Origin of the sequence: Oceanobacillus indicireducens, assembly GCF_014647195.1 — a bacterium.
Classification (GTDB): Bacteria; Bacillota; Bacilli; order Bacillales; family Amphibacillaceae; genus Oceanobacillus; species Oceanobacillus indicireducens.
The window spans coordinates 17,351-42,841 of record NZ_BMOS01000028.1; the positions used below are offsets into that span (position 1 = coordinate 17,351).

Annotated in this window: 23 protein-coding genes and 2 riboswitches; of the genes, 18 read left to right on the top strand and 5 right to left on the bottom strand. The window is 41.4% G+C overall.

What is annotated here, in order from left to right:
• The first annotated feature begins 140 nt into the window (after positions 1 to 140).
• Positions 141 to 1,601 carry a protein adenylyltransferase SelO gene (locus tag IEX94_RS15265; protein WP_156855700.1) on the top strand — a complete coding sequence of 487 codons (1,461 nt, stop codon included), beginning with the start codon at positions 141 to 143 and terminating at the stop codon, positions 1,599 to 1,601.
• A gap of 331 nt (positions 1,602 to 1,932) precedes the next feature.
• Positions 1,933 to 2,015, top strand: a riboswitch (ZMP/ZTP riboswitch).
• A gap of 96 nt (positions 2,016 to 2,111) precedes the next feature.
• Positions 2,112 to 2,187: riboswitch (glycine riboswitch) on the top strand.
• Positions 2,188 to 2,314: 127 nt separating this feature from the next.
• A complete protein-coding gene (locus tag IEX94_RS15270; protein WP_188858662.1) occupies positions 2,315 to 3,514 on the top strand; it encodes a phosphoglycerate dehydrogenase in 1,200 nt (399 codons plus the stop codon).
• 169 nt (positions 3,515 to 3,683) lie between these two features.
• Here IEX94_RS15270 and IEX94_RS15275 read toward each other — a convergent pair whose 3' ends face one another.
• The gene (locus tag IEX94_RS15275; RefSeq protein WP_188858663.1) at positions 3,684 to 5,228 is read right to left on the bottom strand and encodes a multicopper oxidase family protein; all 1,545 of its coding nucleotides are present in this window, start codon (positions 5,226 to 5,228) and stop codon (positions 3,684 to 3,686) included.
• A gap of 519 nt (positions 5,229 to 5,747) precedes the next feature.
• Between IEX94_RS15275 and IEX94_RS15280 the strand changes: the two genes are divergently transcribed.
• The 3 genes from IEX94_RS15280 (at position 5,748) to IEX94_RS15290 (ending at position 7,700) form a co-directional block, all read left to right on the top strand.
• Complete coding sequence (locus IEX94_RS15280; RefSeq protein ID WP_188858664.1) at positions 5,748 to 6,389, top strand: deoxynucleoside kinase; 642 nt, start codon at positions 5,748 to 5,750, stop codon at positions 6,387 to 6,389.
• Positions 6,386 to 7,078 carry a deoxynucleoside kinase gene (locus IEX94_RS15285; RefSeq protein ID WP_156855704.1) on the top strand — a complete coding sequence of 231 codons (693 nt, stop codon included), beginning with the start codon at positions 6,386 to 6,388 and terminating at the stop codon, positions 7,076 to 7,078. The genes IEX94_RS15280 and IEX94_RS15285 overlap by 4 nt, the downstream gene beginning before the upstream one ends.
• Positions 7,079 to 7,145: 67 nt before the next feature.
• On the top strand, positions 7,146 to 7,700 hold the full coding sequence (locus tag IEX94_RS15290; protein ID WP_156855705.1) for a hypothetical protein: 555 nt from the start codon (positions 7,146 to 7,148) through the stop codon (positions 7,698 to 7,700).
• Positions 7,701 to 7,751: 51 nt separating this feature from the next.
• Here IEX94_RS15290 and IEX94_RS15295 read toward each other — a convergent pair whose 3' ends face one another.
• A complete protein-coding gene (locus tag IEX94_RS15295; RefSeq protein WP_188858665.1) occupies positions 7,752 to 8,789 on the bottom strand; it encodes a PTS sugar transporter subunit IIC in 1,038 nt (345 codons plus the stop codon).
• Positions 8,790 to 8,994: 205 nt separating this feature from the next.
• Positions 8,995 to 9,393: an RDD family protein gene (locus tag IEX94_RS15300; RefSeq protein WP_308425615.1), complete on the bottom strand. Its 399-nt coding sequence runs from the start codon at positions 9,391 to 9,393 to the stop codon at positions 8,995 to 8,997.
• 466 nt (positions 9,394 to 9,859) lie between these two features.
• Here IEX94_RS15300 and IEX94_RS15305 point away from each other — a divergent pair, with 466 nt between their 5' ends.
• From IEX94_RS15305 to IEX94_RS15325, 5 genes are all read left to right on the top strand, one after another.
• Positions 9,860 to 10,282: a hypothetical protein gene (locus IEX94_RS15305; RefSeq protein ID WP_156855707.1), complete on the top strand. Its 423-nt coding sequence runs from the start codon at positions 9,860 to 9,862 to the stop codon at positions 10,280 to 10,282.
• A 17-nt stretch (positions 10,283 to 10,299) separates the two neighbouring features.
• Positions 10,300 to 11,082, top strand: coding sequence for a hypothetical protein (locus IEX94_RS15310; protein WP_156855708.1), 783 nt, complete (start codon positions 10,300 to 10,302; stop codon positions 11,080 to 11,082).
• Complete coding sequence (locus tag IEX94_RS15315; RefSeq protein ID WP_188858667.1) at positions 11,075 to 11,515, top strand: hypothetical protein; 441 nt, start codon at positions 11,075 to 11,077, stop codon at positions 11,513 to 11,515. The genes IEX94_RS15310 and IEX94_RS15315 overlap by 8 nt, the downstream gene beginning before the upstream one ends.
• Positions 11,516 to 11,687: 172 nt before the next feature.
• Positions 11,688 to 12,254, top strand: coding sequence for an NADPH-dependent FMN reductase (locus IEX94_RS15320; protein WP_188858668.1), 567 nt, complete (start codon positions 11,688 to 11,690; stop codon positions 12,252 to 12,254).
• Between the two features lie 254 nt (positions 12,255 to 12,508).
• Positions 12,509 to 13,681: a hydroxymethylglutaryl-CoA synthase gene (locus IEX94_RS15325; RefSeq protein WP_188858670.1), complete on the top strand. Its 1,173-nt coding sequence runs from the start codon at positions 12,509 to 12,511 to the stop codon at positions 13,679 to 13,681.
• Between the two features lie 29 nt (positions 13,682 to 13,710).
• Here IEX94_RS15325 and IEX94_RS15330 read toward each other — a convergent pair whose 3' ends face one another.
• Positions 13,711 to 14,001: a HesB/YadR/YfhF family protein gene (locus IEX94_RS15330; protein ID WP_156855712.1), complete on the bottom strand. Its 291-nt coding sequence runs from the start codon at positions 13,999 to 14,001 to the stop codon at positions 13,711 to 13,713.
• A gap of 158 nt (positions 14,002 to 14,159) precedes the next feature.
• Here IEX94_RS15330 and IEX94_RS15335 point away from each other — a divergent pair, with 158 nt between their 5' ends.
• The 6 genes from IEX94_RS15335 (at position 14,160) to IEX94_RS15360 (ending at position 19,470) form a co-directional block, all read left to right on the top strand.
• The gene (locus IEX94_RS15335; RefSeq protein WP_188858672.1) at positions 14,160 to 14,633 is read left to right on the top strand and encodes a hypothetical protein; all 474 of its coding nucleotides are present in this window, start codon (positions 14,160 to 14,162) and stop codon (positions 14,631 to 14,633) included.
• Positions 14,634 to 14,893: 260 nt separating this feature from the next.
• Positions 14,894 to 17,245 (top strand): FdhF/YdeP family oxidoreductase, encoded by a 2,352-nt coding sequence (locus tag IEX94_RS15340; RefSeq protein ID WP_188858674.1) that lies wholly within the window; start codon positions 14,894 to 14,896, stop codon positions 17,243 to 17,245.
• Positions 17,246 to 17,257: 12 nt separating this feature from the next.
• Entirely contained in the window at positions 17,258 to 18,070 is an 813-nt protein-coding gene (gene fdhD / locus IEX94_RS15345; RefSeq protein ID WP_188858676.1) for a formate dehydrogenase accessory sulfurtransferase FdhD, read from the top strand.
• A 50-nt stretch (positions 18,071 to 18,120) separates the two neighbouring features.
• Positions 18,121 to 18,354: a molybdopterin converting factor subunit 1 gene (gene moaD, locus IEX94_RS15350; protein ID WP_188858678.1), complete on the top strand. Its 234-nt coding sequence runs from the start codon at positions 18,121 to 18,123 to the stop codon at positions 18,352 to 18,354.
• Between the two features lie 6 nt (positions 18,355 to 18,360).
• Positions 18,361 to 18,939 carry a molybdenum cofactor guanylyltransferase gene (locus IEX94_RS15355; RefSeq protein WP_188858680.1) on the top strand — a complete coding sequence of 193 codons (579 nt, stop codon included), beginning with the start codon at positions 18,361 to 18,363 and terminating at the stop codon, positions 18,937 to 18,939.
• Between the two features lie 18 nt (positions 18,940 to 18,957).
• A complete protein-coding gene (locus IEX94_RS15360) occupies positions 18,958 to 19,470 on the top strand; it encodes a MogA/MoaB family molybdenum cofactor biosynthesis protein (RefSeq protein WP_373290846.1) in 513 nt (170 codons plus the stop codon).
• Positions 19,471 to 19,486: 16 nt separating this feature from the next.
• Here the strand turns inward: IEX94_RS15360 and moaC are convergent, their stop codons facing one another.
• Complete coding sequence (moaC, locus tag IEX94_RS15365) at positions 19,487 to 19,975, bottom strand: cyclic pyranopterin monophosphate synthase MoaC (protein ID WP_188858685.1); 489 nt, start codon at positions 19,973 to 19,975, stop codon at positions 19,487 to 19,489.
• A gap of 333 nt (positions 19,976 to 20,308) precedes the next feature.
• Between moaC and uvrB the strand changes: the two genes are divergently transcribed.
• On the top strand, positions 20,309 to 22,291 hold the full coding sequence (uvrB, locus tag IEX94_RS15370; protein ID WP_188858687.1) for an excinuclease ABC subunit UvrB: 1,983 nt from the start codon (positions 20,309 to 20,311) through the stop codon (positions 22,289 to 22,291).
• An 8-nt stretch (positions 22,292 to 22,299) separates the two neighbouring features.
• The gene (uvrA, locus tag IEX94_RS15375) at positions 22,300 to 25,182 is read left to right on the top strand and encodes an excinuclease ABC subunit UvrA (protein WP_156855721.1); all 2,883 of its coding nucleotides are present in this window, start codon (positions 22,300 to 22,302) and stop codon (positions 25,180 to 25,182) included.
• The last annotated feature ends 309 nt before the right edge of the window (positions 25,183 to 25,491 follow it).

The following is a 25,491-nucleotide window of genomic DNA, read 5'->3' on the forward strand; positions in this document are numbered from 1 at the left end:
AATTACTTTTTACTATACAGGAGTAGGAGCGATTTTTCAAGAGAAGGGGATTTAATTATTGAGTCAAGTTTTCACATTGGAATAATCTAGTCCTTACCAAGTATACTAAAGGGTAATGACAAGCTATAAAAGGAGAGCTTATGACGAATTTATTTAATTTCAACTTGGAGAACACGTACGCGGAACTCCCTGAAACTTTTTATCAAAAATTGAGGCCGAACCCGGTGGCGAATCCTCAACTTGTTTTTTATAATGAGGAACTTGGAAAAGCACTTGGTCTCAATAATGAAGAAATGCAAAGTGATGAAGCAATCGCTATTTATGGGGGAAATGCTCTCCCGCCAAATGCGATACCGCTAGCTCAAAGTTATGCCGGTCACCAATTCGGTCATTTCACGATGCTCGGTGATGGACGTGCGGTACTGCTTGGGGAACAAGTGACACCTGACTCCAAACGCTTCGATATCCAGCTGAAGGGTGCAGGGAGGACAGCCTATTCCCGTGGTGGTGATGGCCGGGCTGCACTTGGGCCAATGATTAGGGAGTACATGGTTAGTGAAGCGATGCATGGCTTAAATATCCCTACTACAAGGGGCCTTGCTGTAGTGACGACAGGGGAAGGGATTCGCCGGGAGACGATACTCCCGGGTGCGATTTTGACGAGGGTGGCTTCCAGTCATATTCGGGTAGGTACATTTCAATTTGCAGCCCACTTCTGTGAAATAGATGAACTTGTGCAACTTACTGATTATACAATTGAGCGGCATGATCCAGAAGTAAAACATGCGGAAAATCCGTACCTCGCTTTTTTGAGAAACGTGTTGGATCGGCAGGCGCAATTAGTCGCGAAATGGCAGCTCGTCGGGTTTATTCATGGCGTGATGAATACCGATAATATGACGATCAGCGGTGAAACAATTGATTATGGTCCATGTGCTTTCATGGATGCGTATCATCAGGATATTGTATTCAGTTCGATTGATGTGAATGGGCGTTATGCCTACCGGAATCAGCCGAGCATTGCCGCATGGAATCTGGCGCGCTTTGCGGAGACACTGCTTCCTTTACTCGGAAGGAGCAAGGAAGAAGCCTTGAAATATGCACAAGAAGCTATTTCAGAATTTGGTCCCTTATATAAGAAATATTGGCTGAAAGGGATGCGACAGAAACTCGGGATATTTGGTGAAAGAGAAGGGGATGAAGCCCTCATTGAAGAACTGCTCACGTTGATGCAACATTATCATGCCGATTATACGAATACGTTCTTAGCGTTAACTTATGGCAAAGAAGAAGATTTTCCGCTTGGACGTATGGATGAATTTAAAAAGTGGAAAATCAAATGGCAGGAAAGGATCAAAATACAAAGCGAGACGCAGGAAGCAAGCAACAAGCTTATGTATGAGCATAATCCAGCATTGATTCCGAGAAATAAGTGGGTAGAGGACGCCATCGAAGCGGCTGTTCAAAAGGAAGATTATACGCCAGCAGAAGAATTAATTCATCTCTTGAAAAATCCCTTTGCCCATACAGATGAACAGAAGGAATTTGCGAAAAGAAATTATGACACCGGAACTTCTTATCAAACATTTTGCGGGACGTAAAAAAGAGAAAGAAACGTAATAATGAAGCGCGTTTCTTTCTCTTTTTTATCACATTCTCCTTACAACGCATAATTTCTTCTTCCATCCATAAAAGGAGTCCCATTAGACTATCGCTTTAGCTGCTTCCATTGCTGATAAGCTTCCTTTAAACGAATCTGGTTCGATAATAATATTCAAAAAGTCCACCCTTTCGAAACAACTACAATAATGTGAATACATTATATAAGAGACGGTCTATAATGGGAAAGACCATTATTGAAAAACTTTAAAAAATCCCTGTTTATCCATTGAAAAAATAATTTAATTCTGATAAGATAACATCAACAATTGAAACGTTATGTGTAACTGGCGAAACGCGGAGACCACCGCGGGGGAGCACATAATGAAATCATGTCGATCGCCTGGGCAGAGGTAAGGGATTTTTAACTCCTTGCCTTTTTATGTTTAAGGAGGCGACTTGAATGAATAGAATATTCAAAAGCGACGAATGTTATGGGTGACACTATAACGGGAGCGGCTTCTGGAGAGAATGCATATGCATCGCCGAAGGGTTCAAAATCTCAGGCAAAAGGACAGAAGAACAACAAAGGTTTATTTGTTGTTTTCTAGATCTTTCTGAGATTGGGGTTTTTTCCAGTCTCTTTTTATGTTTCTAGGCTGCGTTGTGGAGATTAGAAAGAAAAGTAAGAGTAAAAAGGAGAAAGAGTAGAGAGATGACAACAATAACTTTAGACAAAACAAAAAGAATTAAAACGTTGAATCATATTGCTGAGGTAGGCCTCGCAATATTTAATGAAGAAGATTACACGATTGATAATGAAGCAAATGATCCGGATGCAATTGTTGTCCGGAGTTATCCGATGCACAACATGGCATTCGGTGGAAATTTAAAAGCTATCGCACGTGCTGGCGCGGGTGTGAATAATATTCCCGTTGATACTTGTTCCAATCAAGGTATTGTTGTATTCAATACTCCTGGGGCAAATGCGAATGCCGTAAAAGAACTCGTGCTTACTTCTATTATGGCATCCTCTCGTAACCTGTTTAACGGAGTCGATTGGGTGAAAGATTTAAAAGGCAAAGGGGAAGAAGTACCGCAGCTCGTTGAACAAGGGAAAAAGCAATTTGTCGGACGTGAGGCGAAAGGGAAGAAGCTAGGCGTCATTGGACTTGGTGCAATTGGAGCGATGGTTGCTAATGATGCACTGAATCTTGATATGGATGTTATTGGGTTTGACCCGTATATTTCTGTTGATACGGCTTGGGAACTATCCCGGAATATTAAGCGTGCGATGTCTCTTGGAGATGTATTTGAACAGGCGGATTTTATCACAATTCATGTTCCCCTTACAAATGAGACAGCAGGTATGCTAAATAGGGAAGCTTTTGAACAGATGAAGCCAGGCGTCCATATTCTGAACTTCTCGCGTGGCGGGCTTGTCGATGAAGATGCGCTTGAAGTGGCTCTGGAGAAGGGCCGTGTCGGTAAATACATTACTGATTTCCCTAATGATCGCTTACTTCATATGGAAAATGCGATAACATTACCCCATCTTGGTGCGTCAACGATTGAATCAGAGGAAAATTGTGCACGAATGGCAACTCGCCAGGTGAGAGATTTCCTAGAGACAGGTAATATTAAAAACGCGGTGAACTTCCCGAATGCGTTTCTTCCTTATACAGGAAAGCGCCGGGTTACGGTTTTCCATCATAATGTACCGAATATGCTCGGCCAAATTAGTGCGATTATTTCTAAAAGGGGCCTAAATATTGCGGCAATGATTAACAAAAGCCGTGGTGACTTGGCATATACGATGATTGATATTGACGAGAAAGTGAACGGGGACGTCATTCCAGGAATGGAAGCCGAAATTAATACAATCGAGGATGTAATCCGAATTCGCACAATCTAATCCAAATGGGACAGAGGCTCTGTCCCATTTTTTCGTTGTAAAGGAAAATTTTAAACAAGATGTTGTGAGAGATTCTAGCGCTTATGTCCGTTCTGACTCTTATCAATCAAAATCAATATGGAAAGCATGAAAACCAGCTGGAATGTGTTAGTTTTTCCAGCCGGTTTCATTATTTTTTGTCCTTTCTTTCATCTGTAATTACGCGATACGGGCGCATCATGTCATAATCTTCATGTTCGAGGATGTGGCAATGCCAGACGTATTCACCGGTATAGGGACCGAAATTTGCAATCACGCGGGTCATCGTTCCAGCGGGTACTTCAATTGTATCTTTCCAACTGCGATTATTCGCAAGAGGAGCTTGTGGTGCTCCTGTAAACAAAAGGGTCCCATCTTCATTGAATCGTTCAAGATCAAAGGTCTGATGATCCAGCACTTGAAATTGAATAAGATGAATATGGATTGGATGGGAGAAGTTGGTTGTGTTTATGAATGCCCAAATCTCTGTCGAATCTAACTGTGGATTTTCCGTAACTGGATCATGCCATTTCAGATTATTTAAAAGCAGTAAAGGACGATCATATTCATCAGTGGAACCAACTAGTTTTAAATAACGGACCGTCTTAATTTCATCTTGTTTTAAGGAAGGGACATAGGAAAGGTTAACAGGTAAATTACTCGTATCTTTACTTTTTAGCTTTTCTGTAACCCGGAATTGCATAATTTCTCCCATTCCGTCAGCTGGATCAGCACCTGGTCCAAGATTATTTTTTAGTATAATCGTTTGGCCTTCTAATTCCGAAAAATCGATGATGACATCGATACGCTCGGCAGGCTGCAGCCCGATTTCTTCCATTTCGACGCGTTTTCTAAGCAGCCCGCCATCTGAGCCGATTTGATGTAAAACCTCTCCATTATCAAGCGACAGCCGGTAACCTCTCGTGTTGGAGCCATTTAAAATACGGAAACGGTATTTCCGAGGTTCTACTTCCAAATATGGCCAAATTTTTCCGTTTACAACAATTGTATCTCCTAAAAATGCTGGCACAATGGAAGGGTTCGGTAAATTGGGATCAGCGTCATTTGGTTGCGCTGGGTAGGATAAGGAGCCGTCTGGATGGAAGCTCCGATCGACAATCATTAATGGAATTTCGTAGTCACCACTTGGGAGGTTTAGGGATGCTTCATGTTTATCCCGTAAAATGTACATTCCGGCAAGCCCGGCATATACATTGAGCCTTGTCAGTCCCATTGCATGATCGTGATACCAAAGTAAGCTGCTGCGCTGATGGTTTGGATAATGAAACGTCCGTTGTGTAAATGTTGGCCCTGTAACTTGGAAATTTCTTGTATACCAAGCATCAGGATGCCCATCGCTTTCTGGCTTTGTTTCCATCCCGTGTAAATGGACAACTGTACGGACGGTAGGGAGTTTATCCAAATCATGGATGGAAGTATCAACGGGCAGGATATGTCTGTTCGGCAGCTCATTATGCCATGTTACAGATACCGGTTCATCACGGAATGCTTCAATCAGCGGTCCAGGAAATTGCCTATTATATCCCCATAATGTGGTTCGCGGCAAGTCACGGTGTAATTTGGCCCGGAATTCTTCCATCGTTATATCGTAATGTGCACCATTCCTTGTTTTTTTACTTGGTTGAAGTGTGTTTAAAAGCGGTAGAGGATCCACAAATTTTTCCAGTCGTTGCATTCTTTCACCTCAAATCTTCCTTATAACTAAACTCTCGCTCCTGAAAAAATCAATCTTACCAGGGATTTATAGTCGATGATGTGTATAGTTAGGCATGGTATTGCAACAAAAGGCATTCTCCTTAAATAAACTGTGGGCCTAAATGAAAGTTTCACTTACGCTGAATGGAAGTTCTTTCAATTTTTTTAAGATGTATCCTGTGTTTCAGGTTACGAAAGTTGAGCTTATAATAGTAAATGCAGTAATTTTTAATTGGGAAAGGCGAATGTACTATATAGCTATGAAAGTAGGCGCGACTATCGAGTGTAACAGGCTGGATGCATCACGCTTCAGGGTTTTCGGAAACACGTTAATACGAAATGGGGAGATCTACCATCCAGTAGTAGCTCGATTCGTCTATACCATTCAGTGGGGAATAAAAAGTACCTTTTATTAAATGGAGTTTCACTTTAATGGTGATGGTTGGAACATATGAAGTATGATAAAATATGAAGGATCTAATTTGAAGGAGGAATAATAATGACGAAGGTACCTTTTCTTGCGGTTGAAGGTCCAATTGGTATTGGTAAGACTTCACTTGCAAAAAAGATCGCCAGTCATTTTGAATTTCATTTGTTGAAAGAGATTGTAAGTGAGAATCCTTTTCTTGACAAATTTTATGAAGATATAAATGAGTGGAGTTTTCAAACAGAAATGTTTTTCCTGTGTAATCGATATAAACAGTTAGAAGATATAGATAAGGACTATTTGAAGCATGGTCATCCGGTCGTAGCGGACTATCATATGGCGAAAAATATGATATTCGCAAAACGGACTTTAGATGAAGGTCAGTTTGATAAATACAGGCAGATTTATGAGATTTTAACGAAGGATATGCCGCAACCTAATCTTGTCATTTATATAACCGGTAGTCTCGATACGATTATGGAACGAATTAGGAAGCGGGGAAGAAAAATCGAGAAAAATATTGAATCGGAGTACTTACAGCAACTGTCGCGGGATTATAAACAATTCATGAACGAATTTGAAAAAGAAAATCCCGATATCCCGCTAATTCGGATTAACGGGGATGAGATGGATTTCATGCAAAATCAGGATCATCTGGAAAAAATTTTAAACATGGTTAACGAACAGCTGACAATTAAAGGAGCAAGCAAATGAATTGGAGAGAGAAATACGGTATACCGAATGATGCAGTAATTACGATTGCCGGTACGGTAGGTGTTGGGAAATCGACGATGACTACAGCTTTGGCGGAGGCACTCGATTTTAAAACATCTTTTGAAAAAGTGGATCATAATCCATATCTGGAAAGCTTTTATAAGGATTTTGAGCGTTGGAGTTTCCATTTACAAATTTATTTCCTGGCGGAGCGTTTTAAGGAACAAAAGAAAATATTTGAATACGGTGGTGGTTTTGTTCAAGATCGCTCGATTTATGAAGATACTGGAATTTTTGCGAGAATGCATTACGAAAAAGGAACAATGTCACCTACGGATTATGAAACATATAAAAACCTATTCGATGCGATGGTCATGACGCCATATTTCCCGCACCCAGATTTATTGATTTATTTGGAAGGATCTTTAGATGAAATAATTGGTCGTATTCGCCAGCGGGGGCGAGAGATGGAGCGGAAGACACCGGTTAGTTACTGGGAAGAAATGCATGACCGGTATAGTAAGTGGATTGACAGCTTTAATGCCTGTCCTGTTTTACGAATTAATATTGCAGATTATGATTTGAAACAGGAGGAATCTCTTGAACTGATTCTAGAGAAAGTTGGCCGGCGGATTGGCAAGCGTAAGATGAGATCCATGATTCCAATAAATGAGGACTATCGGCTGTAATGAAGAATTCCCTAACGGTCGATTTCTTGCATAAAATAAGGGGAGTAACCAAGTAAGGGGTGAAACCATGGGATTATATATCAATGGCGATTACGAAGATATTTATCAGACGGATGAAACGGTTGATGATAATAATCAGGTAATATATTTTCATAACCGTACTACTGAAAGGCTTAAAGAACAAACGCAATTCAATGAATCGGTCGAGAAGCATGTAGCGGAAATAAAATCATCAACTGACAGGCAACATGTGCTGAATATGCAGAAATGGCAGGAATTCGAGACGGAATATAGAAGACTGTTAACGAAATTAGCAGCTATTTCAGAGGAGAATGAACGGCTTGCAAAACAAGTTACAGCATATATGGAACGTCAGGAGGAGATCACGAACCAATTAGCCATTGACAAGAACAGGATGAAAGGTCTGGAGAAGCGAGTCGAGGAGCAGGAAGCAATGACAGCAAAGGTAGTGCGGCAACTGGATCATTTTCGCAGTGTCTTATATGAACGCACGAACTATTTAGCTGAAAAGGTTGAGGAAGCGACAGCATCTATTATCCGGTTTTTAAAAAATGAACCATACACATCAAGTACAAAGGAAAAAGAAAAGGCGATACGTTGAGTCGGGATATAAGTTGGAAAGAAAATAGGGCGGGGACATTTATCCCCAGCCCTATTCAAAGTTCAATTTATAGTCATCTGCTTTAATCATTTTTAATTTCCGGGAGAACACATAGATTAATCCTAAGTTTAATATAATTGGCAAGATGAGGAACGTGCCAAGCATAATCGTAATATTATTTAACGTCCAGCCGCCCTCAGCAAGATTAATATAATTTAAAGGCCCGACTAGTCCAGATAAACCGAAACCCGCACTATAAGGCGTCCCTTGAATATTTAATACCCCCGCAAGTCCTCCAAGGAAAGCTGCGGTAATCAGCATAGGAAACGCAATTTTCGGTTTCATGATGAAGTTCCGCATTTGAATCTTCGGGGAACCAAGCACATGGGCAAGAGCTGTACCGAGCGAGTTTGCTTTATAGCTTGCAATCGCAAGCCCAACACCTGCTGCTACAATCCCGAGATTTGCCACTCCAGAGCCGATACCGGAAAGCATAATTACCGTTGCAACACCAACAGTAGAGATAGGGGAGAGGATAATGAGACAGAAAATCACTGCAATCATTGCCCCCATCAAAACCGGCTGCATATTTGTAACAGCAGCAACCAATTCTCCTAACAATCCGGTTGAATGACGGATGAAAGGAAGTAAAGCATAACCTATCATACCTGGAACAATAATACTTAAAGTCGGTATTAATAGAATGGAATAGCCTTTCAAACGATTTCCAATCCATAGAACAAATAAGACAGCAAGTGCCGCCGTAATACCAGTGTTAATCACGATCCCGATACCGTTTAATGCGAATAGCCCTTCTTCGGTTTTCATAATAGCCCCGCTGCCGATCGTCGCTGCAATGCCGACAGAAGCTGTTTGAATCGGTGTTAACTTAAATGTTACTCCAACCATTACTCCAATTAAAATCGGCAGTAAACTCATGACCATTACGGTTATATCAAATAAATGCTCCAAAGCTGGAAAATATGGAATTAATATTTTTAAAATTTCACCTAATAAAGCATTTGGAATTAGTGCGACAACAATCCCGATACTCATTCCGTTTAATAACTTACTGAAAAAATCCTTCATCCCCGCTCGTCTCCCCCAAACAAAGTAATAGCAGTAAATTATAAGATGAGTTTCGTTAATAGTCAACCATTTTTCTTTTGCGGAGTAATGCTTTTATGTATTAAAGTGAATGAGTGGCAAAAAAGGTTGGAATAGAAGCCAATTCAGTTTCGCTTTTCTCAAAAATAAAACAGCTCTGTCACTTTTTGGACGAGCTGTAGATTATTTATTTAGTTGTTTCCATTACAATTGTTCCAACTTTGCGGTCATGAGGGAATAGTTTTCCTGCTTGGCCTTCAAAGCTATCCCTATTCTTTATGTACGCGATGGTGCTAGTAGTGTCCCGGTGCAGCATTCTTTTTAAGATCTGTTCGTTCGTCAATTCCTTGCCGTCTTCACTTTTTAGTTCGATTCCCATTAGTTTGTAACCAATTGTCTGTCCACTGTTTTTGAGTTGCACATATTCTAATGTGTACTGGCTCAGAATTGGTAACACAATCATATGGAATGCTTCGTTTTTTATTTTTTTCCGTAAGAAATATTCTGCAGCTAGAGAAGCTGCCGTGCTAATACAGCCATCAATTAGTGAGGCCTTTAAGCGTTTTTTCGTCAATGGTTTCATCATAATTCCTCCCTTTGTCCTCATTACATACCTCTACCATATACGGAAATTGATTAGAATAGGTTTCATTTTTTAATAGAATATCTTTTGAGTTTGTGTTGTCGATTTTCGTTCTGCGGGAAAGAAATGCTGTCGTAAGGTAGAGGCTCTTTCAATAAATCTAGCATGAACGCTCGTTTTATGACGAAAAGGCATGAACTATGGATAATATTTCTACTATCTAGTTCTTAAGCAAGATAAGGTACGGATTATCTTTTTTCCGATTTAAAGAAATATCTATTAAAAGAAACCGTTTTGGGAGATAAATCCTATCCTTTAAGACTCTGATCATTTCTTCCTCTTTTAAAAGATCTCTCGTAAAGACTCTTTCCTCCTATGAGAAAAATAGTTTAATTATCCGATTCTTTTTATAACTCCATCTGATACGATGGGACGTAACATCAATCGTAACAAATAGAGGGGGAGGGGTATGAGGAAAACGATTCGGACTGGACTCATGGGGTTACTATTTCTTTTTGCTTTTAATATATCTATTATAGCAGCAAGTGACTACACTCCTTGGAAATTACATAAAGATTCAGCCCAAGAAATAGTTCAGACCATTCGGACGTACTTCCATAAGCAATCTATTAAACCAATAGAGGAATGGGACGGGCAAAGAGAAGAGCAAGTTGCGGAATTGGAGGTGTTGTTGGATGGCGAAAAATCACAGATTATCACGGAAGTAAGGAATTACGGGAAGGGATTGGAAGCGCAATTAAATAATTTATTGGAAAAGCAATCGGTAATAGAAGTGTACGCTACTTATGAAACAGAGAGAAATGAGCAGATGCATGTAGAAGTGGAAGAAGAGATTGCAATATTTTTAGATGAATTATTATCAAAAAAATAAAAAGGGGGAGTTATTAGGTGAAATCATTTTTAAAATCATTCAAAGGGAAGATCATTTCGATTGGACTTGCTGTTGTTGTCGTCTGGAGTGCTGGAGCGGTATTTGCTTCATCACATGCGGGAGAGCAGCTTCGTGCTTGGTACAATGGGTTGTTTAATCAGTCTGTTGCGGAAGTGGAAGCTGATACTGAAGCATATATGGAAAGCAGATTACCGGGGCTGCAAGCTGAATATGACCAACTGAAAGCACAGGCTGGCATTGATATTGATTTAAGCAGAGAGCTTGCAACTGGAGAGACATTGGAAGAAATTATCCGAGCGAAACTTGAACATATCGGAGAAATTGATGCAGAACAACAGGAGATTCTTGCTGGAATTGGCTTGGAGTTTTATAATGTGTTCCTTGATGGATATTTAGAAATCCAAGGCAATGCGAATGATGCGCTAAACTTTGCAACAGATGATCTCACTGCATTCACAGCAGACAGTGGGAATGCTGCGATTAAACAATTAGCAGCGGATATCCATCAGGCTAAGGACGCAGCAGTTGCAGAGCTGGAAGAAGCGATTCGTCAGGCCCAGGAAACTCTTGCAGCAGAAGTGTCTAAGAACCAAGAAATTACGACTAGAAATCTAATCAATCAAGTGGATTGGGCAATTCGTGATCTTCGTGAAAGTGTTACCGAAGTAGTCACAACGCTCGTTACAAATCAACAAGAGCTTATTACTGTAACAGCCCAGCAACTCGGAGAAGAAGCAAAAACAGCGCTTGATGACGTTGTATCGAGTATTAATGAATAGGAAGCAAGTGATCCCACTCGCATTACTTATCATGCTCCTGTTTGGCAGAGGACTTACTGCTACTGTTGCAGATTCCTCCCTCTCAGGAATTCTGACGAGCTGGCTCGATGACAAAACGGAACAGTCGATTGCAGAAATAGACAGCGCAATTAAGGAAGAGCAAGCAATCCAGACAGAACGCCTGAAAGAAGTTCTCGCTGAAGAAATCAAGGAAGTAGAAAAAGAGTGGGAGACATTTATTGAAGCCGAGAAGCAAAAACAGTTGGCAGCCCTAAGGGAGTATACGGATAAGCATATCGCTGAACGAATTGGAGTTACAGAGATGGACCCGGAGAAGCAAGCAGCTGTAGAAAAAGAATTGGAGCGCATTTTTCAAGAAGCGGTCAACGAAATGGAAAATATTATGCTTGAAATGGAAGAAGAAGTGGAGTGAAATGTTTTCATACGCTCCACTTCTTTTGCGTTCCACGAAAGATTCCTATTCCCAGTTCGTTTCAATTGTATTACATAACGATATTATTTAAAATACTTATTAATGGTAACTAACTTATGTATTCAATTGGTAATTTGTAAATATGTATGAAGCATTTAAGGAGTGGACAATAATGAAAGTGGCATTACTGCAAGGGTCAATCGTCGGCTCAAAGACGAGAACAGCCCTCCAGCATGTGGAGTCGGTATTCAGAGATAAATATCCGAACATCGAGGTCACGATGCTTGATTTGGCTGATTATGATATCCCGTTTAGCGATGGTAGAAATTATTTGGAGTATACAGGGGATGCGGGCTTTGTAACGAGGACCTTGATGGAGGCTGATGCGATCGTTGTGGGAACTCCCATTTTCCAAGCTTCGATTCCAGCCACACTGAAGAATATATTTGATATGCTTCCAGAGCAGGCGTTGCAGGATAAAGTCGTTAGCATTGTCGTTACAGCGGGCTCGTCCAAGCATTATTTAATCCCAGAAACGCAAATAAAGCCGATTATATCATATATGAAAGGGCAACTCACTCAGTCCTATGTATTTATTGGAGAAAAAGATTTCTACCGGAAAGAAATCATTAATGATGATATTCATTTCCGAATTGAACGTCTGATCGAGGATATGGTTTCATTAACAGATGCGCTAAAAGATATCCGGGATGCGAAAGAAGCAGAATACGGATTTTAAGTGAAATCGGCTAAAGAGAAACAATCGCTCTTTAGCCGGTTTCTTTTCGTGCATCGGAAACTTTATAATAAAAATGCTGTGGCTTACTAAGATTTCCAGGGCTAGCCATGTCTGCTCTGTACCTTTGTTTTTAATTCGCTATTTCGTTTGCTTTATCCTAGTAATTTATATTAAAATTTAAATATTGCTGAAAAGTAAAATGTGAAAAACATCACTTTATAGATGTGGAATATATACGGAAAAGAGGAATTGCAGTGAATATCGGAATTGATAAGATTGGTTTTTATGCGCCACATTATTATGTGGATATGATTAAGCTTGCCGAAGCGAGAGGGATTGACCCGGATAAGTTTACAATTGGAATTGGCCAGGATGAAATGGCGCTTGCCCCAGTTACACAAGATGCGGTAACACTCGCTGCCAATGCTGCTTTACGGGTTATCGATGAGGAAGATAGGGAGAAAATTGACCTTGTCCTGTTCGGCACGGAATCAGGAATTGACCATTCCAAATCAGCAGCAGTTTATCTTCACCACTTATTAGGCTTGAATCCTTATGCGCGCGCTGTTGAATTAAAGCAAGCTTGCTACAGTGCAACCGCAGGAATTCAAATGGCTAAAGGTCATATCGCTTTAAACCCGGAAAGTAAAGTGTTGGTTATTGGTGCAGATATTGCAAGATACGGTTTAGCTACTCCTGGTGAATCAACACAAGGAGCAGGGGCGGTCGCAATGGTTGTGAGCAAGGATCCGAAGTTACTTGCTCTAGAAAATGAAAGTACATATTTCACGAATGACATTATGGATTTCTGGCGCCCACTTTACTCAGAAATAGCTTATGTCGACGGTAAATTCTCGAACGAACAATATATTCACTTTTTCAACACGGTGTGGGAAAAGTATAAAGAGCAAACTGGACGTAGCTTAGAAGATTTTTCAGCTCTCTGTTTTCACGTGCCATATACGAAGATGGGCTTGAAAGCATTACGTACGATTCTTGATGAAGCAACCGAATCAGGTAGTGAACGTTTGAAAGCAAATTATGAGACAAGTATTCAATATAACCGGAAAGTCGGTAATATTTACACAGGTTCCTTGTACTTGAGTTTACTTTCACTCTTAGAGCAGAATGACAGATTGGAAGGTGGCGAGCGAATTGGATTATATAGTTACGGTTCCGGCGCTGTCGGCGAGTTCTTTACTGGAATTTTGCAACCAAACTATCAAGACCGCCTATATGTTCATCAACATGAAGAACTCTTTAATGCACGTAAGGAAGTAAGCATAGAAGAGTATGAGGAGATATTTGAAGAAACTCTTTCAGCAGACGGCTCATCAACCGAGTTTGACCGTGCAAATGATCCCGCTCCAGTCTATTTATCCGGTATAGAAGATCACAAACGAATCTATGTAAACCGTATTAAATAAAAAAGCTGAGACTCCGTGTCTCAGTTTTTTTACTCCACAAAATGGTAGGTTACTTCATCGAGTTCTTCATTATATTCTACGTGGAAGTTATATCCGCTGAAAAACCAGTCGTCGCTTTTTTCTATAAAATACGTAATACCATCCACTGTTTCTGTAACTAGCGGATCATTCGGACGGTCAATATTAATTGCAACGGAGAAATTATCGTGGATTTCAGTTTTTCCATAGACCTTCCCAAAAAATCGGACACTGTCTCCTTTTTCTAAGCCCATTTCTTCAATATACCACTGATGTGCCTTATCTGATACTTGTATTTTCATGATGTATGTACAGAGATATCTCTGTATCCTCCTCTCAAAGGTATGACCTGTCTTTAGTCTATCATATTCCCGTTTCTTAAGAAAAGATAACGATTTAGCCAGAAAGCGCGTTAAGATGGTAGGATATGAGATAGAAATTGGCAGGAAGGTTGTTTCGAATGAGTATATGGCTATACCTAAATCTGCTACTATTCATCATTGTTCTTCTTACACTGGATTATAATTACGCGCATCTCCCCATTCATATCATACTCGGACTAGCAGGTCTATTTTTGATCTTATTCAATTGGACAAGGCATGCATTTTTTTCAACTATCCGGAATACTTCTGATCGAAAGAAGAAAATTAAGCTTGCAACTATCTCGAAAAGGATTTATCCGTTTCACCGTTGGATTGGTACAACGACGCTTGTTCTCATTATTCTCCATGCGACCATCATTATACACCGGTTTGGTTTCTTATGGACGAATATGAAAATGTGGAGCGGAATTGGTGCAATTATTATTCTTATCTGCATGGTTCTTTCCGGATGGCTGCGATTATATTTTCCAAGTGTGAAGAAGCGTCGGGCACATATTATCTTCGGGTTTTTATTATTTTACTTTATCGTCATTCATACTGTTCTTTTTTAAAATACAGTATGATTTCATGAGTTTGTAGGCGTTTACATATGTGCTTTGTTGTTGTAAAATATAGAAAACTCGTAAATTAATTTATAACTCAACATTATTGCACCTAAAAATCGAAACAGATTAATCATATTGAGCTCATAGAATCAACGAAATATATAACAATTTACGAGTTTTTAATGAGATACCGAGCTGTTTCAGACTGAAAAGTGATATGGAAAATAAAACAAAAATCTGTTTATTATTGATGAGGAGGGGTTAAGTTGGGGAAAACGAAACATACTGGTCCGGTAAAATTAACGAAGCGACCAGATCCGAGTCTCTGGGTAAGTAAAGTGCCTTTTGGGCTTGGGAAGGTGAAGCCGCACCATATTCGCGACACGATGAAAGTAGTTTGGGAAAATAAAGATAATCTGCCTTATGCTACAAGGATTCTTACGCAGGGTGTCTGTGATGGCTGCGCACTCGGCGTTTCCGGCCTGCAGGATCAGACGCTGAAAGGCCCACACCTTTGTACGACTCGTCTCAATGTGCTTCGTCTGAACACGATGCCCGCAATTAAGGAGGAAATCTTGCATTCCGATATAGAAGAATTAAAGAAGCTTTCGAGCACCGAACTGAGGAAGCTGGGCCGGATTCCGTATCCGCTCATTCGGGAACCGGGAGACGATCGTTTCAGGAGATTATCCTGGGACGCGGCGCTTGACCGGATTGCGCAAAAAATGCGGTCGCTTGATCCGAAACGATATGGTTTTTATACGACTTCGAGAGGGATTACAAATGAAGTGTATTATACACTAGCAAAGGTTTCCCGTTTTCTCGGTACAAATAATATTGATAATGCATCACGAATCTGCCACTCACCTTCCAAAACAGCCCTTACGAGATCAGTTGGTGTCGGCGCATCGACTTGTAACTATAAAGACTGGATTGGTACAGATGTCCTGCTCTTCTGGGGATCTGTTGCAGCAAACAATCAGCCGGTATCAACGAAATATATGTATGCGGCTAAACGAAAAGGGACAAAAATCATTATCATCAATCCGTACTATGAACCTGCAATGGATGAATACTGGGTGCCATCGATTCCGGAATCTGCTTTATTTGGGACAAAAATTGCGGATGACGTGTATCAAGTGAATATTGGCGGTGATATTGCCTTTATGCATGGCATTATGAAGCATTGGTTTGAAATGGAAGAGAATGTCCCTGGTTCTGCGCTTGACCATGAATTTATTGCGGAACATGTAAACGGTCTGGAAGAACTCAAGCAAAAGGTGGTGGCTTACGATTGGGAAACATTGGAGGCTTCTTCCGGGATTACGAAAGAAAGAATGCTAGAATTAGCCCAACTGCTTGCCAAATCAAAATCCGCCGTATTTGTTTGGTCGATGGGTCTCACTCAACACCGCTTTGGAACGGATAATGTGTCCCAGGTAGCGAATCTTGCTTTACTTCGTGGCTTTTTAGGGAGAGAACATTGTGGGTTAATGCCAATTCGTGGCCATTCCGGTGTACAGGGGTCTGGAGAAATGGGAGCAGATCCGTTTGTCTTGCCTGGTGGCGGGATGGATAAGGACAACCGGGAACGGGTCGAACAGATTTGGGGTTTCCCGATTCCGAAATGGCAAGGTGATATTGTCGGCGTATCCTTGGAAAATGCTTTGCTTCCTGAAAATCATGAACGTCATCTTTCTCTCTATTATTTATCTGGCGGTAATTTCCTGGAAACGATGCCGAATCCGGATTTTGTGGAACGTTGCTTAGCGAATATCGATCTCCGAGTGCATCAGGATATCATCTTCAACACATCTACCTTAGTCGATGCGAAAGAAGCGGTCATTGTTCTTCCAGCCATGACAAGGTATGAGCAAGAAGGGGGAGGAACCTCAACATCGACAGAGCGGATGGTTTATTTTTCACCAGAGATTAAGGGACCACGGATTGAAGAAGCAAGATGTGAGTGGGAAGTTTATGTGGACTTAGCGAAACGCGTTAAGCCGGAAGAGAGCGATTTAATCAATTTCACATCCGCAGCTGAGATTCGAGAAGAAATTGCGAAAGCTGCGCCGAATTATGACGGCATTCAGCATTTGAAGAATCGCGGCGATTTGTTCCAGTGGGGAGGAGCCTGGCTCTGTGAAGACGGAATATGCCCGACACCGGACGGAAGAGGTAATCTAATTGCGGTGGAAATTCCCGAACACCGGAAGCCGGAAGGGCATTTCCATGTAACGACGAGAAGAGGAAAACAATTCAATTCAATGATATATGACGAACTAGATCCATTTAATGCAGCGGACCGGGATGATGTACTGATGAATGAATTGGATGCAGCAGAACTTGGTGTTGCGGAAGGAGATCCCATTGTTGTCTATAATCAATATGGCATGTATAAAGGGCAAGCGAAGTTCGTAAATATTAAAGCCGGAAATATTGAACTTCATTGGCCAGAGGGGAATGTAGTCATCCCGCAAGGCGTATATGAAGAATTTGCGGGGATACCGGAATATACAACCCTTGTTATTGTGGAAAAGGCTGATAGTTTCTATGCGCATAAAGATATGAAATATAAAGAGAAGCGGATCGAGGAGCTGGAAATGGAGCCAAGCTAAGGAGGGATTCCGATGAGCATTGTCGATGAACCGGGGTGGAAGACGATTAAGATTAAGGGAACCCATCAAGAAAATGTGTCGGAAGCAATAGCGGCAGAGTTTCCCTTAACCTTGATGCTGGATGGTCATGAGTTTGCGACGATTGTTTGTTCTCCAGGTCAACTGGAAGATTTAGTCGTCGGATTTCTTGCTTCGGAAGGGGTCATCCGTACAGCTGCTGAAATAAAAGAGATCCAAGTTGATGTGTATACAGGTTTCTCCCATATCGCACTCCATAAACCAGTGCAACCGGATCAATTTGATCACTCCAGCCGTATGATTGGATCTTGTTGCGGGAAAAGCCGCCAGTTTTATTTTAAAAGTGATGCCCGGGTAGCGAAGACGATAACTAGCGAGCTTGAAGTAACGGTTGATCAGTGCATGCAATTGATGAAAAGGTTGATGAATAGCTCACCTGAATTTGAACGGACTGGAGGCGTCCATAATGCGGCGCTTGCAACACCAACTGATTTATTGTTCACCCGAACAGATATTGGCAGGCATAATGCGCTTGATAAAGTATTTGGGGCCATGCTCCAAGGTAACATTCCTGCAAGGGGAAAACTTGTTGTCTTCAGTGGGAGAGTCTCGTCAGAAGTATTATTGAAAATTTCAAAAATGGGAATCGGGATTATTTTGTCCAAATCCGCTGTTACAGATCTTGCTGTGAAACTAGCTGATGAACTTGGAATAACGGTTATTGGATTTTTGCGGGGCGACCGGATGAATATTTATACACGTCCTGACCGTGTGCTTGGTATCGACCCTTATTTGCAGCGCGATTAGTCATGTGCTACCATTTTTGTGATAAGTTGTGATGTGAAGGAGGATGTGACTTGATTAAAGTATTACTATTTGCTGAATTACAGGAAACAACTGGGAAGTCGAATCTGGATATTCCAGTACAAAATATCACTGTCCAGCAATTGAAAGAAAAACTTAAAACAAATTATCCACAGCTGAATTTACATGACGTGATGACAGCTATTAATGAAGAATATGCGAGAGAAGATGACGCAATTACGTCAGGTGATACCGTTGCTTTTATTCCTCCGGTCAGTGGTGGTTAATTTGGCATGGTGATGGGAACTATTGTTGGTGTAATTCTAGCAGGTGGGAAATCACGTAGATTCGGAAGTCCCAAATCGTTTGCGGTGAAAGATAACAAAGCATTTTTTCAGTGGTCGCTTGATGCGATTACACCAGTTGTTGATGAAACGATTCTTATTACAAATCAAGACCTGGAAGGAAAGTTTCCACGAGAATTGGAAGTGGAGATTGTTACCGATATGGAAAAGTTTGCCGGGAAAGGTCCGCTTGCTGGGCTATATACTGCAATGCAAGAGAAAAAAGCTTGTTGGTATGCGGTTATACCAACAGATGTCCCGTTTATGGCAAAGGAAGTTTTCGAGCGATTACTAACGGAAAGAAAGGGAGTACAAGCGGTAATTCCAGTAGTTAATGAAAGACTGCAACCATTGATTGGACTTTATCATCATACACTTAAACAACGAATCAAGATATTGCTCGAAACGGATAGATTGCATATGCGTGCACTGCTAGATGAAGCGGACGTGAAATATGTGCCGTTTTCTGATGAATTGCCTTTTATTAACATAAATCGGTTAGAGGACTATAACAGCCATATTCGATGAGGGATCGAGGGATTAGTGATGCATGAGGAGCATAAAACACTTGCGCCAAATTTCATTAATTGCGCAGTGTTAACGATTAGTGACACAAGAAATAAGCAAAATGACAAGAGTGGAAAACTGATTATTGATTTATTGAATAACGATAAACATGAGGTTACTTGTTATGAAATTGTCCCGGATGATGCGGAAGTCATTAAAGCAACAATGAAATTACTAGTTAAAAATCAGTCGGTAGATGCGATTATACTAAATGGAGGTACTGGAATTGCTGCTAGGGATGTGACGATTGAAGCGGTGCAGCCTCTTTTTGCAAAAGAATTGCCGGGATTTGGCGAATTGTTCCGGATGATTAGTTACGAAGAGGATATTGGAAGTGCAAGTATGTTGTCCCGAGCGACATGCGGATCCATTAATCACCGTCTCGTCTTCATCATACCTGGTTCAACAGGAGCCGTCCGACTAGCGATGGAGAAACTTATCCTACCAGAAATCGCTCATGGCGTTCATGAACTGAAAAAGGATTTAAGCTGAGATTACAAGCGGAGTATCAAGACTTCCGCTTGTAATCTCCGCTTTTTCCGCCGCTTTTTTGGAGCAGATAGGTTTCTCCGATTACAATTCCTTTATCAATTGCCTTACACATATCATAGATAGTTAAGGCGGCTGTCGTAACGGCAGTTAGTGCTTCCATTTCCACGCCGGTATTGCCGATTGTTTTTACTTCCGCTAGAATAATTAATTCATAGTCTCCTGAATCCGATCGATTCCATTCAAACTGAATAGAAACACCACTGATTGGAATCGGATGACACATTGGAATCAAGTTGGATGTTTGCTTCGTCCCCATGATGCCGGCAACTTCTGCAACCCCAAGGACATCTCCTTTTTTATTCTTCTGTTCCACAATATTGTTATAGATCTCCTGAGACATCTTCACACTAGATCTTGCTGTTGCTGTACGATTGGTTGCCTGCTTTTCTGTTATATCGACCATCCTGGCCCGTCCTTGCTCATCGAAATGCGTAAACTCCTGCATATTCATCCCCCTCATATCTGTTTATTACAGTTTAATGAATTGCGTTCTTGTTGACAAATATCAACGTAACCCAGTGCTAAAGTCTTTCTTTTAAATAAATACTTGAACCATTTCTAAAAAAAGGCTCACCAGCGGCCTGTGGGAAGGCGCGGTCGTGAAAGCCGGAAAGAAGGTTTCCGTTCATGTTTCTTAATTATACCCCAAATAAAATAAGTGATTACGCCTTTTTGTCACTAGTTTTTTAAATATCAAACGAATAGACGTTCGTTTTTCTTTAATTATTTCATCCGTTTGTGGTAAAATAGTTACTAGATATTTAGGGAGGCAGAACTCGTGAATAATAAGTTTGAACTCGTATCGAATTACGAACCGGCTGGTGATCAGCCACAAGCAATCGACGAACTTGTGCAAAAGGTTTTGGCAGGTCAAAGACACCAAACACTACTTGGTGCAACTGGAACAGGGAAAACATTTACCGTATCGAACGTGGTAAAGGAAATCAACCGTCCGACATTAGTAATTGCTCATAATAAAACCTTAGCGGGTCAACTATATAGTGAGTTTAAAGAGTTTTTCCCAAATAACGCAGTAGAATATTTTGTCAGTTATTATGACTATTATCAGCCAGAAGCTTATGTACCATCAACAGACACTTTCATTGAAAAAGATGCAAGTGTTAACGATGAAATAGATAAACTCCGGCACTCCGCAACCTCGGCTCTGTTTGAGCGCGAGGATGTACTTATTGTTGCCAGTGTATCCTGTATTTACGGTCTCGGTAGTCCAGAAGAGTATGGTAGTCAAGTCCTTTCCTTACGAATGGGGATGGAGAAGGACCGTGACCAGTTATTACGGGATCTAGTAGATATACAATATGCAAGAAATGATATCGAATTCCAGCGGGGGACGTTCCGCGTTCGTGGTGATTCGGTGGAAATTATCCCTGCATCCAGGGAAGAACATTGTATCCGGATTGAATTTTTTGGTGATGAAATCGATCGAATTCGTGAGGTGGATGCCCTAACCGGCGAAATTATCGGTGATAGGGAACACGTGGCAATTTTCCCGGCATCTCACTTCGTTACCCGCGAAGATATTATGAAAAAAGCAATTCAGAACATCGAAAAAGAGCTGGAAGAACGTTTGAAAGTATTACGTTCAGAAAATAAACTGCTGGAAGCGCAGCGGATTGAACAGCGGACGAATTATGATCTTGAGATGATGCGTGAGATGGGCTTTTGTTCCGGAATCGAGAACTATTCCCGGCATCTTACATTAAGAGAGGCTGGAGCGACCCCGTATACATTGCTTGATTATTTCCCAGATGACTTTTTAGTCGTTATTGATGAGTCCCATGTTACATTACCGCAAATTCGGGGGATGTATAATGGAGACCAGGCAAGAAAGCAAGTGCTTGTCGATCATGGTTTCCGGCTGCCATCCGCACTTGATAACCGGCCACTTCGTTTTGAAGAATTCGAAGAGAAGACGAACCAGCTCATTTATGTGTCAGCAACACCAGGTCCCTATGAACTGGAGCATACTCCGGAAATGACGGAACAAATTATCCGACCGACGGGATTACTTGATCCGAAAATTGAAGTACGTCCTATCGAAGGGCAAATTGATGACCTGATTGAAGAAATCAATGAACGGACCGAAAGGAATGAACGGGTCCTGGTCACAACACTAACGAAGAAAATGTCAGAGGATTTGACCGACTATTTGAAGGAGCTTGGTATAAAAGTAGCCTACTTACATTCAGAAATTAAAACCCTCGAACGAATCGAAGTTATTCGCGATTTACGGGTTGGAAAATATGATGTTTTGATTGGAATCAACCTACTTCGGGAAGGATTAGATATACCGGAAGTTTCGCTTGTCGTTATTCTGGATGCGGATAAAGAGGGCTTCCTGCGCTCTGAACGTTCCCTTATTCAAACGATCGGCCGTGCTGCCCGTAATGAAAAAGGGGAAGTTATTATGTATGCCGACAAGATTACGGATTCGATGCAGAAGGCAATAGATGAAACAAATCGTAGACGGCAAATCCAGATTGCCTATAATGAAGAACATGGAATTACACCAAAAACAATCAAAAAAGATATTCGCGATGTCATAAAAGCAACGATTGAAGCAGCAGACGAAGAAACAGAAGAGAAGAAAATTACTAGCTTTGCCCAAGTTACGAAGAAGAATCGCCCGCAAGTTATCGAACAACTCGAGAAGGAAATGCGGGAAGCAGCAAAAGCGCTTGATTTTGAAAAAGCAGCAGAGCTTCGTGATATTGTTTTCGAACTTAAAGCGGAAGGATGAGCATGTACATGCCAGAGAAAAAACAAATTGTAGTACAAGGAGCGAGAGAGCATAACTTAAAAGGGATAGATGTGACGATACCGAAAAATAAATTGGTCGTCGTCACAGGTCTATCCGGTTCAGGGAAATCCTCTCTCGCCTTTGATACGATCTATGCAGAAGGACAAAGACGTTATGTTGAGTCATTGTCCGCCTATGCCAGAATGTTTCTAGGTCAAACGAATAAACCGGATGTAGATGTGATTGAAGGCTTATCACCGGCGATTTCAATTGACCAGAAAACGACAAGTAACAACCCGAGATCAACCGTTGCAACTGTAACGGAAATTTATGATTATTTACGATTGTTATATGCGCGAGTAGGACATCCAACATGTCCGATTCACGGCATTGAAATCACTTCACAAACGGTTCAACAGATGGTCGACCGCGTGATGGAGTATCCAGAACGGACGAGAATGCAGATTCTTGCTCCTGTTGTTTCTGGAAGAAAGGGGGAGCATGTCAAGGTATTAGAGAAGCTCCGTCAAGAAGGTTATGTTCGCTTGCGAATTGACGGCGAGATGCGGGAAATCCATGAAGATATTAGTCTTGAGAAGAATAAGAAACATTCGATTGAAGTAGTCATCGACCGAATTGTCGTTAAACCGGACATTGAAGGCCGGCTTGCAGACTCGATTGAAACGGGGCTCCGGTTAGGTGAGGGGCGGATAATTGTTGATGTGATCGGTGAGGAAGAACTCATATTCAGTGAGGATCACTCGTGTCCGATTTGCGGATTTTCCATTGGAGAAATTGAGCCAAGGCTATTCTCTTTTAATAGTCCGTTCGGGGCTTGTCCAACTTGTGATGGACTTGGTACGAAACTTGAAGTTGACCTAGACCTTGTGATCCCTGACTGGGATTTAACACTTGAGGAGCATGCGATTGTACCTTGGAAGCCCATTAGCTCTCAATACTACCCTCAGCTTTTAAAGAGTGTGTGTGACCATTACGGTATACCAATGGATATTCCGGTTAAAGATATCCCGAAAAAACAAATGGACATCATTTTATATGGGAGCGGCAAAGAGAAAATTCGTTTTTATTTCAAAAATGACTTCGGAAAAGTCCGTGACGTGGATATTATCTTTGAAGGTGTGATGAATAACATCAACCGCCGATACCATGAAACGTCATCTGACTTTACAAGAGAGACATTGGAGAAATATATGGCGGTAAACAATTGTAAGACTTGTAAAGGACACCGCCTGAAAAAAGAAGCGTTATCTGTTCTCATTGACGGTAAACATATTAGCAAGATCACCGAGTATTCTGTTGTGGACGCAATGGATTTCATTAAAAATCTGAAGCTCTCTGAAAAAGAACAACAGATTGCTAAACTCGTCCTTAAAGAAATTGAGAATCGGCTAAGCTTTTTAAATAATGTCGGGCTGGATTATTTAACACTTTCCCGTTCAGCAGGAACACTTTCCGGCGGAGAAGCACAGCGAATCCGTCTCGCAACTCAGATCGGTTCCGCTTTAACAGGTGTTCTTTATGTGTTGGACGAACCATCTATTGGCTTGCATCAGCGTGATAATGATAAGTTGATTGAATCATTGAAAAAAATGCGTGACCTTGATAATACGTTAATTGTCGTTGAGCATGATGAAGATACAATGCTTGCAGCGGATTGGCTCATCGATATTGGTCCAGGTGCAGGTGAACATGGCGGTAAGATTATCGCAAGTGATACTCCGGAAAATGTGATGAATGATGATGAATCCCTAACTGGCAGATATTTGGCTGGTAAAGAATTCATTCCGTTACCGGCAACAAGGCGGAAACCGGATGATCGTTATATAGAAGTCATTGGGGCCGAAGAAAATAACTTGAAAAAAGTAAACGCGAAAATTCCAATCGGATTATTCAATGTAGTGACAGGTGTTTCAGGGTCAGGCAAAAGTACCCTCGTAAATGAAATAATCTATAAAGCCTTGTCCACAAAGCTTTACCGTGCTCGTTTACGGAAACCGGGTAAGCATAAAGAAATTAAAGGCATCGAATATCTAGATAAAATCATTGAAATCGATCAGTCACCGATTGGTAGAACCCCGCGTTCAAATCCGGCAACCTATACGGGTGTATTCGATGATATCCGTGATGTATTTGCCCAGACGAACGAAGCGAAAATCCGTGGTTATAAAAAAGGACGGTTCAGCTTTAATGTAAAAGGCGGCCGTTGCGAAGCATGTAAGGGTGACGGGATTATTAAAATTGAAATGCATTTTCTCCCGGATGTTTACGTCCCGTGCGAGGTCTGTCATGGACAGCGTTATAACCGGGAGACGCTAGAAGTGAAATATAAAGGTAAAAGTATTGCTGATGTTTTGGATATGCGAGTAGAGGAAGCACGTGAATTCTTCAGCGCAATTCCTAAAATTAAGCGTAAAATCGAGACAATCTATGACGTCGGCCTTGGTTATATAAGACTGGGTCAACCTGCAACGACTTTATCTGGCGGGGAAGCTCAACGCGTGAAGCTTGCAAGTGAACTCCATAAACGTTCAAACGGGAAATCCTTGTATATTCTGGACGAACCGACAACAGGTCTCCACACAGATGACATTAAACGATTATTGACGGTGCTTCATCGCCTTGTTGAAAATGGTGATACTGTACTAATCATCGAACATAATCTCGATGTCATTAAAACTGCCGACCATATTATCGACTTAGGTCCTGAAGGTGGAGCAGGTGGCGGGAAGGTTATTGCGACTGGAACACCTGAGGACATCGCCCGAAAATCGGATAAATCCTACACAGGAAAATACTTGAAACCCATCCTGGAGCGTGACCGGAAACGGATGGATGAAAGAATGAAGGAAAAAGAAACATTAAGCAATTAATCAATTACAAACACCCCAGACACCTAGCTTTCAGCAGTTTTGGGGTGTTTTTATATCCTAAACACTACACACTTTCATTCAGCGTAAGTATTTTGTGCATTCATTTAATTTGGCGCTCTAATCGCCGTTCAGTTTCCCGGAGGACGGATGCGCATCCTAGGGCTCCGCGCTGAGCCTCGACGCACAGGATGTGCTAATGCAGACGTTGCCACATACGAGAGCGTTCTTAGTCTGTCTCGGAAGAAAAGCACTTCCTGCGAGGTCTCATCGTCTCCGCTTTCCCGCAGGAGTCACCGTCCTCCGGGAAAC